Origin of the sequence: Streptomyces sp. NPDC006012 (assembly GCF_042871185.1) — a bacterium.
In the GTDB taxonomy this organism is placed as follows: Bacteria; Actinomycetota; Actinomycetes; order Streptomycetales; family Streptomycetaceae; genus Streptomyces.
Genome location: NZ_JBIAIE010000016.1, coordinates 101947 through 116785 on the forward strand (window position 1 = coordinate 101947; position 14839 = coordinate 116785).

The following is a 14839-nucleotide window of genomic DNA, read 5'->3' on the forward strand; positions in this document are numbered from 1 at the left end:
CGCAGGCCCTGTCCCTGTCCACCCACGACTCCAGGCAACCGGAGTGACTTATACATGACGACACCCTCCCCCCTCGGCGGGTCCGAGCCCACGCGGCCGCCGTCGCCCGAGACCGACGAGGAGCCCCTGCCCTCCGCCGGTGAGAACCCGGCCGGGGACGACATACCGCTGACCCGGCTCTCCGCCGATCCCTCCGCGAAGGCCGGCAAGTCCTTCGCGGCCGATTTCTCCCGCCACCACTACTTCTCCGGTTTCCGCCTGCTCAAGCCCGGTCGCCGAGTGGCGATCGCGGTGGCCGGTGTGACCGGCCTCGCGGTCGTGGGCGTCGGTGTGGCAGCGGGCGTCTCGCAGCTCGGCGGCGACGACACCGCGAAGGCCGCGGCCACGGTCCGGAGCACCGACGTGGCGTCCACCCCGTCGGGGCACGGCTCGTCCACGGCCTCCGGACCCGCCTCGCACGCGCCGTCCGGCACGCCCAAGCCCGACGCCCCGGGGAAGAAGGGCGGGCCGTCCGCACAGGACGTCCTGTCGGGACTGCCCGGACAGTCCGCGCCGCCACCGCAGTCCGCGTCCGGGGGCTCCGGCGCGGACGGCAAGTCCACCGTGCCGGGTACCGGCACCGGTACCGGCACCGGCACCGGCAGCGGTACGACGGGCGGCGGCACCCAGCACTCCGCGCCGCCGCCGAAGTCGACGGGCACGTCACCCGGTTTCACCGGCGGACTCGTCCTGAACTTCGCCGCCAACCGCTGCCTGGCCACCCAGGGCGGTTCGCGGGCGGCCGGTACTCAGCTGGTGCTCGCCGACTGCAACAGCGGTGACCCGTCGCAGGGCTGGACGTTCCCGTCCGACGGGACCGCCCGCAACTTCGGCGGCACCATGTGCCTGGACGTGTCCAACCCGTACAACGGCGCGCTGGTGAAGCTCGCGAAGTGCTCCTCGTCGCGCGCCGAGAACCAGAGGTTCACGCTGAAGGGTTCCTACGACCTGGTCGACATGGCCCCTGACCTGTGCGTGGACGCCAAGGACAAGAACACCGCCGCGGGTACCGACCTGCAGCTGTGGGAATGCACCGGCACCTCGAACCAGAAGTGGCGCAACGCCTGACGCACCGCACACTCCGCCCGCCGAAGCGTTCTACACCGGCTTCGGCGGGCGGAGCCGTCTGGTCCGCACGTGAAGTCCGATGTCGAGCGGTCAGCGTGCCCGCCCTCGCCCGAGTCGGTACGGCTCCCGCCCTCGCCCCGGGCTGATACCGCTCCCGCACTCAGGCCGTCCCGTCGGCGGGTACGTCAGCCTTGGCGGCCGGGGAGCATGGCCAGGGCCTTGGAGCGCCGGGCGACGAGGTCGTCGTAGGTGCCGTCGCGCTCGGCCCAGCGGTGCATGAGGACCTGCTGGACCAGGATCTCGTCGGGGGCGGGGTCCTGCGCGAGCAACTGTGTGACCTCGGTGGCAAAGCCGTCGAGCGGCAGCGCGTGCGGGTTCACCTTCTCCTGCCCTGCCGTGGCGACGGCGGGCGGGACGAGTTCGACGACGCCCACACCCGTGCCGTCGAGCTGCGCGCGCAGTGCCTCGGAGTAGGCGTGCACCGCGGCCTTCGAGGCGGCGTAGCTGGGCATGGGCGGGAACGGCAGGAAGGCGATGCCTGAGGTGACCGTGATGAAGGTGCCCGCGCCGCGTCCGATCAGGTGTGGGGTGAAGGCGTCGACGACCCGGATGGTGCCGACCAGGTTGGTGTCGATCAAGTGTGCGCAGGGACGGGGTGTGCGACCGGCCGGGGCCAGTGAGATTGTCCGGTGAGGCCGAACTTGCGCGGGACAGACCCACCGACGCCGACAGCGGCGCCCCGATCACGACGAAGAAGCCGACGAGCCGTGGTGATCACTCGCCGCGGGGCCAGGACGGGGTCCGGACGGGGTCAGAGCAGGGTCAGGATGCGGGGGCCCTGGTCGGTGATGGCGACGGTGTGCTCGAAGTGGGCGGCCTGACTGCCGTCGGCGGTGCGCAGGGTCCAGCCGTCGGTGTCGGTGTAGTAGGTGTTCTTCCCGCCGGCCATGAGCATGGGTTCGATGGCGAGGACCAGGCCGTGGCGGAGGGGGAAACCGCGGCCGGGGCGTCCACGGTTGGGGACGTGGGGGTCTTCGTGCATCTGGCGGCCGATGCCGTGGCCGCCGAAGTCGGCGGGCATGCCGCAGCCCGCCTTGCGGGCGACGGTGTCGATGGCGTGGGAGATGTCGCCAAGACGGCTGCCGGCCTGGGCGGCGGCGATGCCGGCGTCGAGGGCCTGTCGGGTGGCGTCGATCAGGTCGAGGTCCGCGGGGCGCGGAGTCCCGACGGTGAAGGTGATGGCGGCGTCACCGGCCCAGCCGTCAAGCAGGGCGCCGCAGTCGACGCTCACCAGGTCGCCGTCGCGCAGCCGGTAGTCGGTGGGGATCCCGTGGCTCACGGCGTCGTTGACGGAGGTGCACATCACGGCGGGGAAGGGGACCGAGGCGAAGGACGGCCGGTACCCGAGGAAGGGGGAGCCGGCCCCCGCCTCCGCCAGCACCGTACGGGCCGCCTCGTCGAGTTCCTGCAGAGACACCCCTACGCCGGCGGCTTCCTGGGCCGCGGCCAGGGAGCGGGCCACCACACGCCCGGCTTCCCGCATCGCGTCCATCTCGGCATCGGTCTTGATCTCCACCATGTGCTGTGGCTCCTCGCCTCACATTGGATCCAATACTTATACCGGTATTAGTATCACAGACATGGTGAGGACTCCTTTGACTCCATGGGAACGGGAACGTGGCGAGCGATTCGGCTCACTGCTACGTCAGGCACGCGGCGGTCGGAGCATGGCGGAGGTGGCCGCCGTGGCAGGGGTTTCCGCCGAGACCCTGCGCAAGATCGAAACAGGTAGGGCCCCGACTCCGTCGTTCTTCACCATCGCGGCCCTGGCCGCGGCGCTGGGCGTTTCTTTGGACGAGTTGGCAGCCGCGTGCGCGCACGACCCGGACTGGCAGGAACCCGCGCTCTCGGCCTGAGAAGGGGCCACCGCCGCGTGCCGCCGGGCGCATGCCGACCGGCGCGGGCAGGTCGGTGTCCGGACACCGACCTGCCCACGGGACCTGTCCAGCGCGTTCCGCCGACCGCTCGTGCACCCGCAGATGTGCTCCGGGGCGCCGGTGCCTGCCCAGGTGTGATGCTGGCGGACTCTCCTGTCTGATTCTCTTGGCTGTCGCCTTTGGCTGTCGCCAGTTCCCGGGAAGTACGGCCTGCTGGTGGCCGTGTGTGGTCGACGGCGGCGTATCGGCTCCAGGTTCCTGTGGCCTCGGACATCGACGAACCGAGACCGCGCCTCGTCCTGGCCGGTTCGTCGCTGCCCGGGGCCCGTACGACGGCGAACACCTCGGGGCGAACGCCCTACTGGGGCTGCTCGTGCCGGGTGAACGCGGTGATCAGGTCGTTGACCGTGTTGTTGGCGGAGTCCGGCCTCGGTACTGGTGGGCTCGCGTATTCAACTGTCGCCAGTTCCTCTGGGGTCCGTCCTGCTGATCACCCTCTGTAGCCCTAATAGGCTGTGTTTGAAATGTCGATCAACACAGGTCTTGATCGACATTTCGAGCACCGCATAGCGTCAGGGAGGTGGAAACAACGCACCGGCCCGCCGCCCGGGTCATCTGCCTGGACGCTGCCCACCGCCTGCTTCTTCTGCACTGGCGGGATCCGTTCGACGGGACATGGCTCTGGGAGCCTCCCGGTGGCGGCATCGAGCCCGGCGAGACGCCGCTGGTGACGGCACGACGTGAACTGGCCGAGGAAACCGGACTTGACCCGGCTGCCGTCCTTGACCGGTCGGTGCTTGTCGACCGTGATGTGCAGTGGAACGGTAAGCGGCACATCGGGACGGAGCATTTCTTCGTGGCTCAGTTTGCCGACGAGCAACCAGCCCTGGTGCGTACCGGTCTGCTCCCCGACGAGCAGGCCAACCTGGAGACGCATGCCTGGATCGCATGGCCGGATCTGGACTCGCTGCCGGACCCGGTTGAGCCGCCGCAGTTGCTGACCGTGCTTGGCGCCCTCGTGCCAGACGGCCCGTGGTGTGATCGTGTGTGAGGTGCGGTCACCTCCTTTTTCAACTGTCGTCGGCTCTCCGAGGAACCCAGCCCACTGGTGACCTTGCGTGATCCCCTGGGGCGTATCGGCTCCATGTTCCGCCGGTCTCGTTGCGGAGCCGGGTGGTGGTCTTGTCGTGGTAGCCGAGCGCGTCGGCGACGACGGGTGCGGGTAGTTCGAGGAGTTGCTGCCGGATGGCCGCGCCGCGGGCAGCGGCGATCGAGATTCCGACCTGGTTCAGGAGCGAGGACAGGTGGTTGGGGCCGAGGGGCTGGCCGGGGCGACGTCCTGGGAAGATCCAGCGGGACGCCGGGTTGGTGGCGGTGTTCATATTGTCGCGGTTCGTGATGTGTTCCAGCAGCAGGGCGGCGACCGGCGAGGGAACGGGCGAGGGTGGCTCGCCGAGTCGTAGCAGCAGGGTGTCGCCGTCGCGGATGACGTCGTCGAGGGTGAGCCGGACGACGCGGCTGAGCGGTTGCGCGTAGAGGAGAACGATGACTCCGGCGACGCGGAGTCGCATCGGTATCTCTGTGTCGGTCAGAAGCCTGCCCAGGGCGGCGAGTCGTTCGTCTTCGCTCAGTGCGGGCCGGCGGGAGATCTTTATCGTGGGGATGGCCAGGGAACGTCGGCAGTGACGGCCCTGCATGGCCCAGTTGAGGAAGCCTCTCAGGCGGGTGCGGGCGTGCTCGGTGTTCTCGGCGAACCAGGCGTCGATGTCGACCTGGCCGCATGATGTGAGGGCGGTGTTCCGCCCGTCGAGCCATTGCAGGAAGGCGGTCGCGTACTTGATCTGTTCGCCGGCGAAGCGGCGGATGCTGGGTGTGATGTGGCTCCGCTCGGCTCGGGTCCGCAGACCAGGCAGGACGTGCCAGGTCGCGAAGAGCCTGATCGTCTTGGCGTGCTCGGGTTCGGCGATGTCGGCCAGGTGGCCGGGGAGCCAGCGCTGGAAGGAACAGAGGTGCTTGTCGACCGCGGGCAGGACTCCGCATGCCATGAGGAGTTCTTCCAGGTGGGAGGCCGCCCGCCAGGGCTGGAGCTCGTGGAATGCGTCATGGGTCAGCGGAATCTCGCCCAGGCCGAGCCGGTGAAGCAGCTGCGAGGCGTTTCCCAGTTGCCCGCGGCGCATGTCGAGCCAGGCCAGTCCGCTGCCGGGCTTGTCCATCGCCACCAGCAAGTCGAGCAGCGGGATCAGTGCGGGACGGACGCGGCCCGTGCCGTCGTCGAGGAGGACGGTGAGGCGGTCGGTGAGCGTGCAGCGTTCGCAGAGCCGACCGCGCAGGAGCTTGCCCTCGAAACCGCAGCGTGAGCAGTCGAAGGTCTGGGAGAAGCCGGCACAGGTAGTGCAGATCTTGGCCCCGTCACCGGGCCGGAGCCCGGGAAGGGCCCGGTCCTCGCCGCATCCGGGGCAGGTGCCCCGTGTCCGAACGGCGCGGTCCGAACAGGTCCGGCAGACGTATCCGTCCGGCCAGGTGCCGGCCTTGTGTCTGCGGAGACCGCAGCGGCAGCACTCGGCCATGAACCAGCGTTCGTACTGTTCGTCGGTGGCGTAGGAGCGGGTCATGCGTCGGGCAGGATGCGGGCCGCGCGAGGGCGGAGCTTCGCGACGTTCGAAGGCGGGGTGGGGAGGTCCTCGGTGGCGGTTTTGCGGACGCCGGCGTTCTCGGCGGTGGTGGCCACCAGGTCGGCCGGGGTGCAGGACAGGATGTCGCAGAGCGCGGCCATGACCTGCAACGACAGGCGTTCGGGGGTGCCGGAGACGAGGCGGTGGACCTGGGAGGCGGACAGGTCGATGCCGCGTTCGCGCAGCAGCGGCACCAGTTCGGTGGCTGTGAAGATCTGGTGCTGGGCCATGATCTCGCGCAGCCGCCAGGTGTATCCGACCTTGCGTTTCATGCTTGCCTCCCGGTTTGGGTCTGGAGGGCGGCGGTGATGGTGGAGTCCAGGTGCCGCCGCAGGGTGCGGGTGCGGAAGTCCGAGGACACGCAGGTGTAGAGCGAGGTGGTGCTGGCGTGTTCGTGGCCGACTTGCTCCTGGACGAAGCGCGGGTCCCAGCCGTCCTCGATCAGGTGGGTGACGTAGGACCTGCGGAAGGAGTGGAAGTCGAGCCCGTCGTCCAGGCCGAGGGCCTTGCGGTAGGCGACGAAGCGGGAATTGAGCCGCTGACAACCGATCCGCAGGCCCCGCTCGGAGGGCCAGGCCGCCGGGTTGTTGTCGGTGCCGAACAGCGGGCGGACCTCAGAGAACCACTCGTCCAGGACGTCCGGGGTCCAGTCGAACACGGTCAGCACCCCGCGGCGCTTGGGTGGCGAGCCCTTCTTGGCCTTGCCGAACCGGACCTGGCAGCGGCCGTACTCGCCGTACTCGCCGCCGTGCGGGTTGCGGCCGAAGTCGGCGACGTCGAGCATCCGTGTCTCGTTGCGGCGCGTCCCGAAGGCGTAGGCGGTCTTGAACAGCGTCGCGTCGCGGAAGGCGGGCAGCCAGCCCTTGCGGACGAAGGCCCTGATGCGAGCGACCTCGTCGTCGCAGTGGGCGAAGAAGGCGTGCAGCTCGGCCTTGGTGAACGCGCGCTTCTTGGCGTCCGCCTCGTTGTCCTGGACGTGCACCGCGGTGTTCCACTCATGCACCACCTGCACGGGGTGGGTCCCGAACTGCTCTTCGCAGGTGGCAGTCCACTCGTAGAGAGGATCGGTGATGAAGTGGCAGAACGCCCGTATGGCCTCCGAGTACGAGCGGATCGTGGAGCGCTTCAGCTCCCGCAGTGAACGCAGGTCACCGAGCCACTCGTCGACCATCGCCGGCGTCCAGAGCCAGGGGTAGGTGTTCACGTAGGCCGCGAACGCCTTGACCGTGTTCTCCCGACCTTCGACGGTCGTCCGGGCCAGATTCCGGGCGAGTTGCTGGTTGGCGAACCCGGTCAGCATCGCCGTGAAGACCTGCTCTTCCGGCCGCAGTAGCGCGACCCCGTCGACCAGATGCAGCCTCGCCGCCCCCGGTATCGACCCGTTGAACCCCACCGATCCACCACCCTCCGTGACTCGCATCAGATGCGAGAAAACCGCATCCTATGCGAGTCGCCGGTGAAGTCCCAGGTCGGCCGCCTGAGTAGACCGCAACGAGGTCCGAGACGCGGGTATCGTCACCACCAGAGACCACGCTGAAGTCCGCAGGTCCGCAGCGTGATCACCCTTGGCTCCCTGGAGGATTCGCGGACTGTCGTGAGTTCGCATCCGACGCAATTGGCGGCGGTCGGAACATCGGTACAGCGGTTGGCGCTGAGATTGATCATGGTCGGCTAGCACGCCGGCCGGTGGTTTCGCTGGGGTTCGTGGAAAGATCGCCGGGCGGGTGCCGGGGCTGGCTACGGTCCGCTTGTGCCGGTGGAGTTTCTGACTGATGAGCAGGCCGAGGCGTACGGGACGTTCGCCGAGGAGCCGACCCGCCCCGAGCTGGAGCGGTTCTTCTTCCTGGACGACGTCGACCGTGATCTGATCGCCCGGCGACGCTCTACGTACCACCAGCTCGGCTTCGCCCTGGCCTCGGCTTCACACCGCAGCAGGTACTGACGATCCTCGACGAGGACATCAGCACCGAGGAGTTGCGTGGAACGCTGCGCCTACGACGCGCCGGTCAGGATCTGACGTCGGCCGCTGCCACGTCGCCACCGCCAAGCGAGCGGCCCGAACCCGGTGCTGACCGGGCCCGGCACGCCCCCGCGAGATCTCCCCCGGTCACCAGGTGACTGAGCCTCGCGGGGAACTGGCGACAGCTGAATACGCGAGTCCCACCAGTCTCCACACCCGATGCCGACGGCCGAAGCCTCATCCGCGTTCGCGGAGGTAAGCCTCCAGTTCGGCAGCGCCGGTCAGCATTGCTCGTCCGCGGGCGGACAGCCGGCCGCGCCAGTCGTACAGCGCGCTCTCCAGCGGCTCCAGCCCACCGGCCGCCCGCACCTGGGCGATCAGCGGGGCGATCTGCTCCAGCAGGTAGCCGCCCCGCCTGAGTTGGTGGGTCAGCCGGGCGTCCCGTACGTCGGCCTCGTCGTAGACGCGGTATCCGGTCCGCGGGTCGCGGCGTGGGCGCACCAGCCCGGCCTGCTCCCATTTGCGCAGTGTCGCGGGCCGGATTCCGAGCACCCCCGCCAGCGGACCGATGAACATGCCGTCGAGCCCGGACCCGGACCCGGCACCAGACCCGAACCCTGCACCAGCCCCGGACCCTGCACCGGACCTGGACCCTGCACCGGATCCGAATCCCGCACCGGATCTGGACTCCGCACCGGGCTCGGGTGTCGCGGCTGACTCCAGGTCGCGAAGGGCGCTCTCCACGGCCTGGAGGGTCCGCCGGTCGTCGAGCAGTTGGGCGTGGCTCTCGTCGATGAGGCGGAACGCCTCGTCGACCGCGCCCTGGTTCACGGCCCGCATGATCGCTGTCGCCGTCCGGTGACTGTGGCCGGGCACCAGGGCGAGAAACGCGCTCAGGGCCCCCGCGTGCAGTGGGGTGTAGGTGCGGTAGCCGTGCGGCGTGCGAGCGGCGGCAGGCAGGATGCCGGCCTCCTCGTAGTTCCTGATCGCCTGCGTCGACAGACCGTGCCCACGCGCCAGGTCGACCGGCCTGAGTCGCTCACCGCTTTGAAGGTTTTTCCCCATAACCGCGACGATATCGCGGTGACATCGTGCAGAAGTTTCCATCAAAGGTTCAACGATACCGTTTAAGGCATGGCTACTGACATCAAGGGCTTCACCCATGCCGTCGAGGCGGCCGCCGTCATGGAGTTGTTCCCGGACCGGCCACGCCTGCTCGCCATGGGCGAGCCCGCCCACGGCGAGGACACTCTGCTCGACCTGCGCAACGAGCTGTTCCGGCAACTCGTCGAGCAAGCCGGCTACCACACGATCGCGATCGAGAGCGACTGCATGATGGGCCTGGTCGTGGACGACTACGTCACCTCGGGCACGGGCACCCTCGACGACGTCATGGAGCACGGATTCAGCCACGGCTGGGGCACCTCCGCGGCCAACCGCGAACTCGTGCGCTGGATGCGCGCCCACAACGCGGGCCGGCCCGCGTCCGAGCAACTCCGGTTCGCCGGTTTCGATGGTCCGCTGGAGATCACCGGCGCCGCGAGCCCCCGGCAGTCCCTCACCGCACTCCACGGCTACCTCTCGGCCCAGGTGGACGCGGACCTGCTCCCCTGCACCGCGGAGACACTCGACCGCCTGCTCGACACCGACGACCGGTGGACCGATCCCGCCGCGATGATGGACCCGGCCCAGTCCGTGGGGCGGTCGGCCGAGGCCAGGGAACTGCGGCTGCTCGCCGACGATCTGGTGACGCTGCTCGACGGGCAGATGCCCCACCTGCTCGCGGCGACCTCACGGGACGACGTGGACCGGGCGCACCTGTACGGGCGTACCGCCACCGGGCTGCTGCGCTACCACCACGGGATGGCCGACCCCTCGCCGGCCCGCATGACGCGGCTGTGCATGCTGCGGGACCAGATGATGGCCCACAACCTCCTCGCCGTCGCCGCCCGCGGTCCGGCGGTCGTCCACGCCCACAACGCCCATCTCCAGCGGGAGCGGAGCACGATGCAGACGTGGGAGGGGCCGGTGGCGTGGTGGAGCGCCGGTGCGCTGGTGAGCACCCGACTCGGCGCGGAGTACGCCTTCGTGGCCACGGCTCTCGGCACCCTCCGGCACCAGGGCGTGGACACCCCGCCCCCGGACACACTCGAAGGACTCCTGTACGCACTCCCGGAGGACCGCTGCGTCATCGACGCCCAACGGCTGACCACCGCCCTCGGCGACACCCGGCCCGCACCCCGTGTATCCCCCTGGTTCGGCTACGCCCCGCTCGACCCGGCCCACCTGGCGGACAGCGACGGCATCGTGTTCGTGAAGGACGTTGCGAAGGGCTGGCGCGCGACATCCCGCGAGTTCCCTGAGCCCCGGTGAGTGCCCGAGCCCTTGCCCGCGGGCCCGCTGCTGGCCCGCGCGGACACCGTCGCTGCCTGGATCAGGGAGATGCTGGACCGGTCATCGAGCGTCGGCCGTCAAAGGCTCCGTGTCTGTCCCGATCAGCCGTTGGCTTTCAAGGGGTGGTCGGGGTTTTCGCGGCGGCCGGTGGCGCCGACGCTCAGCAGGGGGCCACCCATTGCTGCTGTTACGGCTGTTACGGCTGTTACGGCTATTTCGGGGCGCGGGTGAACAGCGACGTGGACCAGGTGTAGCCGAGGGCGGTCAGGCCGATGCACCAGGCGATGGCAATCCAGCCGTTGTTGCCGATGTGGGTGCCGAGGAGCAGTCCGCGGAGGGTTTCGATGGCGGGGGTGAACGGCTGGTACTCGGCGATCGGCTCGAACCAGCCCGGCATCGCGTCGACCGGCACGAACGCACTGGACAGGAGGGGCAGGATCATCAGGGGCAGGGCATTGTTGCTGGCTGCCTCGGGGTTGGGGCTGGACAGGCCCATTCCGACCGCGATCCAGGTGAGTGCGAGGTCATGTCCATCGCGACGGACACGGCGCTGCCGATCCCGGCGAAGGCGATGGTGAGCATGAGGATGCCGGGGACGATGTAGGCGAGGTACCGGGAGCGGCCCCGACCCCGTCGTCCGGGCGGGCGTCCGGGGTCGGGGCGATGTCATTCGCAGAAGACCCGCACCTTGGCGTCGGGGTCGTCCACGTCGATGTTGACTTCGTCGAGCTGGTCGATCAGATCTTCCAGGTGCTCCGGCTTGAGCTGGGTGAGGTCGATCGGCACCCCTGACTTGTCCAGCTCCGCGTTGACCTTGGTGAGCGCCTGCGGAGGGATCAGGCTCGTGAGCCGGACCCCGGCGCGCAGCAGTTGCAGCGGGACCCGGATGTTGATCCGGCTCGTCCCGTCGCCGCCGGAGTCGTCCGTGGCGTTCACCACCACACGCAGGTACTTGGGGCGGGATTTCGAGCGGGGCGCGGCTCCGGGTGGTGGCTCGGGCTGTTGCTGTTCGAGGGCGTTGATCAGCCGCTCGGCCTCGTCCGCGGTGATCTTGCCCTCGGCCAGCAGCTGAAGGATCTGGCGGCGTTGCTCGTTCACTGTTGCTCCTCGCTCCTCTTACTCGTCATTGCTCATCTGACGCATACCAGTACGGCCGTTCGGCCTTGCTCGATCTCGAACCGGGTGCCGGGCAGCGCCCACAGCAACTGCCCGGTTCCGCGCAGCGCACCCACCGGGCTCACTCGGGTGATGAAACATGCGACCAGCCCGGCCAGTACGGCGAGCAGCAGCAGTGGTGACAGCACCAGCAGGACCAGCAGGACAGGGACGTACAGCCGAAGCCGGCGGCCGTTGGAACGGCGCACGCGTACCGTCACCAGCTGCGGGATCACCGGGACCTCTCCAGCTCGGCCAGCGCCTCCTGGGCGCTGATCTCTCCCCGCCGCAGGCGGTCGACGACGTCGGCGCCGGTGGGTGCCGGGTCGGTGTCGACGAAGTCGAGCTGCTCGGCGATGCGGTTCAGCCGGGATTTGATCGTCGGGTAACTCACCCCGAAGGTCCGCTCCATCTCCTTGATCGAACCGTGCGACCGTACGAAGGCGGCGACGAAGACCTGGTCGTCGATGCCGAGCCGGGCCAGCGGCGGCGGCTCGAACTGCCCCTCGATCGCGACGCCGTTGCCGACGAGGCGGACCCGTTCGACCACGAACGGCTGTCCGTGCGTCAGGTCCGTCAGTTCCTGCCAGTCCACCTTCGGCTCCCTTGCTGTCGACCACCCGCCTGCCATTCATTTGTACCTTGAGTTTTTTAAGATGGCAACGCGAGGAGCTTAATTTTCTCAATCTCGCCTTGGTGGTCTGGGTCGCCGGGCCTGGGCTGCCGGGCCTGGAGTGGCGGGCCTGGGCTGACGGCCTTCGTCGCCCTCCGTCGTCCGTGGTCTGCCCGTGTCATGAGGTACGCGACCGGCGTGGCAGCGTCGGTACGGCGGCTGACCGGTGGTGGGGGGTCTCGCCGAGGTGGCCTTTGCCGAGCAGTTGGGTCCGGGAGCCGGCCGTGCCCGTGTGCGAGTCGGCGGGGAGTGCGACGGTCACGTCACGGCCATGTGGCGCCGGGGAAGCGGCCGAGTCGTCGGGAGGGTCAGTCCGTCGCGTCGGCCAGCCTGTTGAGCCATTCCAGGAGGAGGGCGCGTTCGGCGGGGCTGAGGGGCGCGGTGTCGTCCTGGCCGAGGGCGACCAGCAGTGCCATCGCGCTGCTCGCCAAGGTGCCGCCGGGGGGCTCGTCGCCGTCGGCCGCGGGCGGGAGGGTGAGGGCGTTGATCACCATCTCGCGAGCCGCGTCGGAGGTCCGCGGGTCGCGTTCGGCCTCGGGGTGGCTGACCAGGGTGAGGATCGTGCCCACACCGGCGGAGTGCATGACCTCGGTCGCGCGCTCGACGCTCATCCGAAGCCGCCCGGCGGCGGCGACCTGGGTGATCATGTGGTGCAGGTCCGCCGCGGCCCGCCGTCCGGCCTGCGGAAGGTGGCCGGGGCGGACCTGGCCGTAGACGAGCGCGTAGTACGCCGGGTGTTCGAGCCCGAAGCGGATGTGCAGGTCCCAGGCGTCCCGCAGCACCTGGACCGAGTCGTCGCCGCTGAGCAGTTCGGCCTTCACCGCGAGGTAGCGGCGGAAGCCGTGCTCCGCCACCTCTTCCAGCAGTCCGTCCTTGTCCCCGAAGATCCGGAAGATCGACGGCGTCGGGACGCCCGCGCGAGCCGCGACGGCGCGCGTCGACACCGCCTCCAGGCCCCCGTCCTCCAGCAGTTCGGCGGCGGCCAGGACGATCTTCTGCCGCAGTGTCGGCTCTGCCTGTGCTGCCCGCTCCACCTGTTCTGCCTGCTCTGCCTGTGGTGTCCGCTCCGGCGTGGTCTCCCTTGTCATGAATCGACGATATCAGATTTACGAATCACTGATACGATCAGTGATATCTTCATTCTCGGATCGCTGATCCAAGGTGATCCATGGTGATTCAAAGTGATTCAAGGCGATCTTGAGTTGATTCAAGGCAAGGAGTTCCAGCCATGAACCGTCAGTACTCGGCGAGTGCAAAGCCCGCCGCGGATCCGGCGGGCGCCGGGCAGCAGGTCTACGACGTCATCGTCGTCGGGGGTGGCTCTGCCGGCTGCGTCCTCGCCGCTCGGCTCAGTGAGAATGCCGACGTCCGCGTACTGCTCCTGGAGGCGGGCACTGCCACGGCGGACCTGCCGGAGGCCGTGCCCAACCCGCCGGCCTGGCCCACCTTGAGCGAGACCCCGGCCAACTGGGGTGACACGACCGTCGCCCAGGGCGCCGGCTCTACCCCCGCCGGACCGGGTCCCCACGTCCTGCTGCCGCGCGGCCGGGGGCTGGGCGGCTCGTCCGCCATCAACGCCATGGTCTTCGCCCGCGGCCATCGCACCAGCTACGACAGGTGGAGCGAACGCGGCGCCAAGGGCTGGACCTTCGACGACCTGCTGCCCTACTTCCAGCGCACCGAGACCGCCGCGAGCGGCGCCACCGGCCGCGGTACCGCCGGCCCGCTCACCGTCGCTCCGACGGCCGAGCCCAACGAGGTCCTGCTCGCCTGCCTCGACGGCGCGGTCGAGACCGGACTCCCGCGGGCCTTCGACATCAGCGGCGGCCTGGAGGAGGGTTTCGCCCCGGTCGACCTCAACATCGTCGCCGGACACCGGCAGAGCGCCGCCGACGCCTATCTCACCCCGGTGCTGGACCGCCCCAACCTCGATGTGGTCACGGGGGCGACCGTGCACCGGCTGCTGTTCACGGGGCGGCGCTGCACGGGAGTCGAGTACGGCATCGACGGCCGCGTGCACACCGTACGGGCCGCGCGCGAGGTCGTCCTGACGGCCGGCGCGATCGGCTCCGCGCAGATCCTGCTGCGCTCCGGGATCGGACCGGAACGGGAATTGCGCGCGGTCGGCGTGGAGGTCTTCCACCCGCTGGCCGGGGTGGGCCGCAACCTGCACGACCACCCGCTCGTGACCCTCGTCCACCGCACCCGCCGCACGGTGCCCCCGGCCCGCGGCAACCACGGCGAGATCATCGGGCTGCTGCGCAGCGAGCCCGGACTCGTCGGCCCCGACCTGCAGATCATCTTCGTCGACATCCCGTTCCCGAACCCGGTCGCGCCGGTGGAGAACGGCTTCACCATCGGTGTCTCGCCCATGCAGCCGTACAGCCGCGGCACCCTGCGGATCACCTCCTCCGATCCGTATGCGTCGCCGGTGCTCGATCCGGCCTACTTCTCGGACGAGCGGGACGTCCGCGCGGTCCTGTCCGGTATCGACTCGGCACGCGCGATCGCCTTCTCCTCGCCGCTTGCCTCCTGGGGAGTCGAGGAGGTCGCCCCCGGACCGGATGTCACGGACGCGGAGTCGCTCGGCCGGTACGCGCGTACGGCACTCACGTCCTACTGCCACCCCGTCGGCACCTGTGCGCTGGGCGAGGACAAGAACTGCGTGGTGGACTCCGCGCTGCGGGTGCACGGGCTGGAGGGGCTGCGGGTCGCCGACGGCTCCGTCATCCCCTCGATCCCGTCCAACAACACCAACGCGACCGTCTACGCGATCGCGGAACGCGCCGCGGAGCTCGTACGCGAAGCCGCCTGAGCGGGCTGCCCATCCGCAGCGAAGCTGTCTGGGCGGGTTGCCCTTCCGCCGCGAAGCGGCCGGAGTGGGCCGCCCGACCGCGGTGCCGCGGTCGGATCCCGGGTGTGCGGCCTGCCCGTCCGGGCC

At 69.6% G+C, this 14839-nt stretch carries 14 protein-coding genes and 3 pseudogenes; 6 read left to right on the forward strand and 11 right to left on the reverse strand.

Translation table 11 applies throughout. The features are described 5' to 3' along the window. The first annotated feature begins 54 nt into the window (after window positions 1-54). Entirely contained in the window at window positions 55-1107 is a 1053-nt protein-coding gene (locus ACFYPJ_RS25255; protein WP_389021373.1) for a ricin-type beta-trefoil lectin domain protein, read from the forward strand. Window positions 1108-1292: 185 nt separating this feature from the next. On the opposite strand, the pseudogene ACFYPJ_RS25260 reads toward ACFYPJ_RS25255, so the two are convergent. Together ACFYPJ_RS25260 and map are read right to left on the reverse strand one after the other, a co-directional pair. Beyond that, window positions 1293-1742, reverse strand: a pseudogene (locus ACFYPJ_RS25260) (SDR family NAD(P)-dependent oxidoreductase); the annotation flags it as partial. A 176-nt stretch (window positions 1743-1918) separates the two neighbouring features. Beyond that, window positions 1919-2686, reverse strand: a complete 768-nt coding sequence (gene map, locus ACFYPJ_RS25265; RefSeq protein WP_389021376.1) for a type I methionyl aminopeptidase — start codon at window positions 2684-2686, stop codon at window positions 1919-1921. A gap of 61 nt (window positions 2687-2747) precedes the next feature. Between map and ACFYPJ_RS25270 the strand changes: the two genes are divergently transcribed. Together ACFYPJ_RS25270 and ACFYPJ_RS25275 are read left to right on the forward strand one after the other, a co-directional pair. After that, complete coding sequence (locus tag ACFYPJ_RS25270) at window positions 2748-3023, forward strand: helix-turn-helix domain-containing protein (RefSeq protein WP_389021379.1); 276 nt, start codon at window positions 2748-2750, stop codon at window positions 3021-3023. Window positions 3024-3624: 601 nt separating this feature from the next. After that, window positions 3625-4095, forward strand: coding sequence for an NUDIX hydrolase (locus tag ACFYPJ_RS25275; RefSeq protein WP_389021382.1), 471 nt, complete (start codon window positions 3625-3627; stop codon window positions 4093-4095). A gap of 19 nt (window positions 4096-4114) precedes the next feature. On the opposite strand, the gene ACFYPJ_RS25280 is transcribed toward ACFYPJ_RS25275, so the two are convergent. From ACFYPJ_RS25280 to ACFYPJ_RS25290, 3 genes are read right to left on the reverse strand one after another with little or no spacing between them, the layout of a single operon-like run. After that, window positions 4115-5656: a hypothetical protein gene (locus tag ACFYPJ_RS25280; protein WP_389021386.1), complete on the reverse strand. Its 1542-nt coding sequence runs from the start codon at window positions 5654-5656 to the stop codon at window positions 4115-4117. Next, on the reverse strand, window positions 5653-5988 hold the full coding sequence (locus ACFYPJ_RS25285; protein ID WP_389021389.1) for a helix-turn-helix domain-containing protein: 336 nt from the start codon (window positions 5986-5988) through the stop codon (window positions 5653-5655). The genes ACFYPJ_RS25280 and ACFYPJ_RS25285 overlap by 4 nt, the downstream gene beginning before the upstream one ends. After that, window positions 5985-7109 carry a tyrosine-type recombinase/integrase gene (locus tag ACFYPJ_RS25290; RefSeq protein WP_389021391.1) on the reverse strand — a complete coding sequence of 375 codons (1125 nt, stop codon included), beginning with the start codon at window positions 7107-7109 and terminating at the stop codon, window positions 5985-5987. Before ACFYPJ_RS25290 ends, ACFYPJ_RS25285 begins: the two co-directional genes overlap by 4 nt. A gap of 357 nt (window positions 7110-7466) precedes the next feature. Here ACFYPJ_RS25290 and ACFYPJ_RS25295 point away from each other — a divergent pair. Continuing rightward, window positions 7467-7646 (forward strand): annotated as a pseudogene (locus ACFYPJ_RS25295) (DUF4158 domain-containing protein); the annotation flags it as partial. 267 nt (window positions 7647-7913) lie between these two features. Here ACFYPJ_RS25295 and ACFYPJ_RS25300 read toward each other — a convergent pair. Beyond that, window positions 7914-8741, reverse strand: coding sequence for a TioE family transcriptional regulator (locus ACFYPJ_RS25300; protein WP_389021393.1), 828 nt, complete (start codon window positions 8739-8741; stop codon window positions 7914-7916). A gap of 69 nt (window positions 8742-8810) precedes the next feature. Here ACFYPJ_RS25300 and ACFYPJ_RS25305 point away from each other — a divergent pair, with 69 nt between their 5' ends. Next, on the forward strand, window positions 8811-10049 hold the full coding sequence (locus ACFYPJ_RS25305) for an erythromycin esterase family protein (protein ID WP_389021395.1): 1239 nt from the start codon (window positions 8811-8813) through the stop codon (window positions 10047-10049). Between the two features lie 232 nt (window positions 10050-10281). Here ACFYPJ_RS25305 and ACFYPJ_RS25310 read toward each other — a convergent pair. The 5 genes and pseudogenes from ACFYPJ_RS25310 to ACFYPJ_RS25330 all read right to left on the reverse strand — a co-directional run. Beyond that, window positions 10282-10709: pseudogene (locus ACFYPJ_RS25310) on the reverse strand (ABC transporter permease); the annotation flags it as partial. Between the two features lie 27 nt (window positions 10710-10736). Beyond that, window positions 10737-11168 (reverse strand): hypothetical protein, encoded by a 432-nt coding sequence (locus tag ACFYPJ_RS25315; RefSeq protein WP_389021397.1) that lies wholly within the window; start codon window positions 11166-11168, stop codon window positions 10737-10739. A gap of 32 nt (window positions 11169-11200) precedes the next feature. After that, window positions 11201-11461, reverse strand: coding sequence for a hypothetical protein (locus ACFYPJ_RS25320; RefSeq protein ID WP_389021399.1), 261 nt, complete (start codon window positions 11459-11461; stop codon window positions 11201-11203). Then, a complete protein-coding gene (locus ACFYPJ_RS25325) occupies window positions 11458-11820 on the reverse strand; it encodes a DUF2089 domain-containing protein (RefSeq protein ID WP_389021402.1) in 363 nt (120 codons plus the stop codon). Before ACFYPJ_RS25325 ends, ACFYPJ_RS25320 begins: the two co-directional genes overlap by 4 nt. Window positions 11821-12206: 386 nt before the next feature. Next, window positions 12207-12986, reverse strand: coding sequence for a TetR/AcrR family transcriptional regulator (locus tag ACFYPJ_RS25330; protein WP_389021404.1), 780 nt, complete (start codon window positions 12984-12986; stop codon window positions 12207-12209). 140 nt (window positions 12987-13126) lie between these two features. Between ACFYPJ_RS25330 and ACFYPJ_RS25335 the strand changes: the two genes are divergently transcribed. Next, a complete protein-coding gene (locus tag ACFYPJ_RS25335; RefSeq protein ID WP_389021407.1) occupies window positions 13127-14713 on the forward strand; it encodes a GMC family oxidoreductase in 1587 nt (528 codons plus the stop codon). Window positions 14714-14839: the final 126 nt, after the last annotated feature.

Excerpts from the sequence above, each read along its gene's own strand:
- ACFYPJ_RS25255 (WP_389021373.1), top strand. The coding sequence starts at position 55 with ATGACGACACCCTCCCCCCTCGGCGGGTCCGAGCCCACGCGGCCGCCG.
- map (WP_389021376.1), bottom strand. The coding sequence starts at position 2,686 with ATGGTGGAGATCAAGACCGATGCCGAGATGGACGCGATGCGGGAAGCC.
- ACFYPJ_RS25270 (WP_389021379.1), top strand. The coding sequence starts at position 2,748 with ATGGTGAGGACTCCTTTGACTCCATGGGAACGGGAACGTGGCGAGCGA.
- ACFYPJ_RS25280 (WP_389021386.1), bottom strand. The coding sequence starts at position 5,656 with ATGACCCGCTCCTACGCCACCGACGAACAGTACGAACGCTGGTTCATG.
- ACFYPJ_RS25285 (WP_389021389.1), bottom strand. The coding sequence starts at position 5,988 with ATGAAACGCAAGGTCGGATACACCTGGCGGCTGCGCGAGATCATGGCC.
- ACFYPJ_RS25300 (WP_389021393.1), bottom strand. The coding sequence starts at position 8,741 with ATGGGGAAAAACCTTCAAAGCGGTGAGCGACTCAGGCCGGTCGACCTG.
- ACFYPJ_RS25305 (WP_389021395.1), top strand. The coding sequence starts at position 8,811 with ATGGCTACTGACATCAAGGGCTTCACCCATGCCGTCGAGGCGGCCGCC.
- ACFYPJ_RS25330 (WP_389021404.1), bottom strand. The coding sequence starts at position 12,986 with ATGACAAGGGAGACCACGCCGGAGCGGACACCACAGGCAGAGCAGGCA.
- ACFYPJ_RS25335 (WP_389021407.1), top strand. The coding sequence starts at position 13,127 with ATGAACCGTCAGTACTCGGCGAGTGCAAAGCCCGCCGCGGATCCGGCG.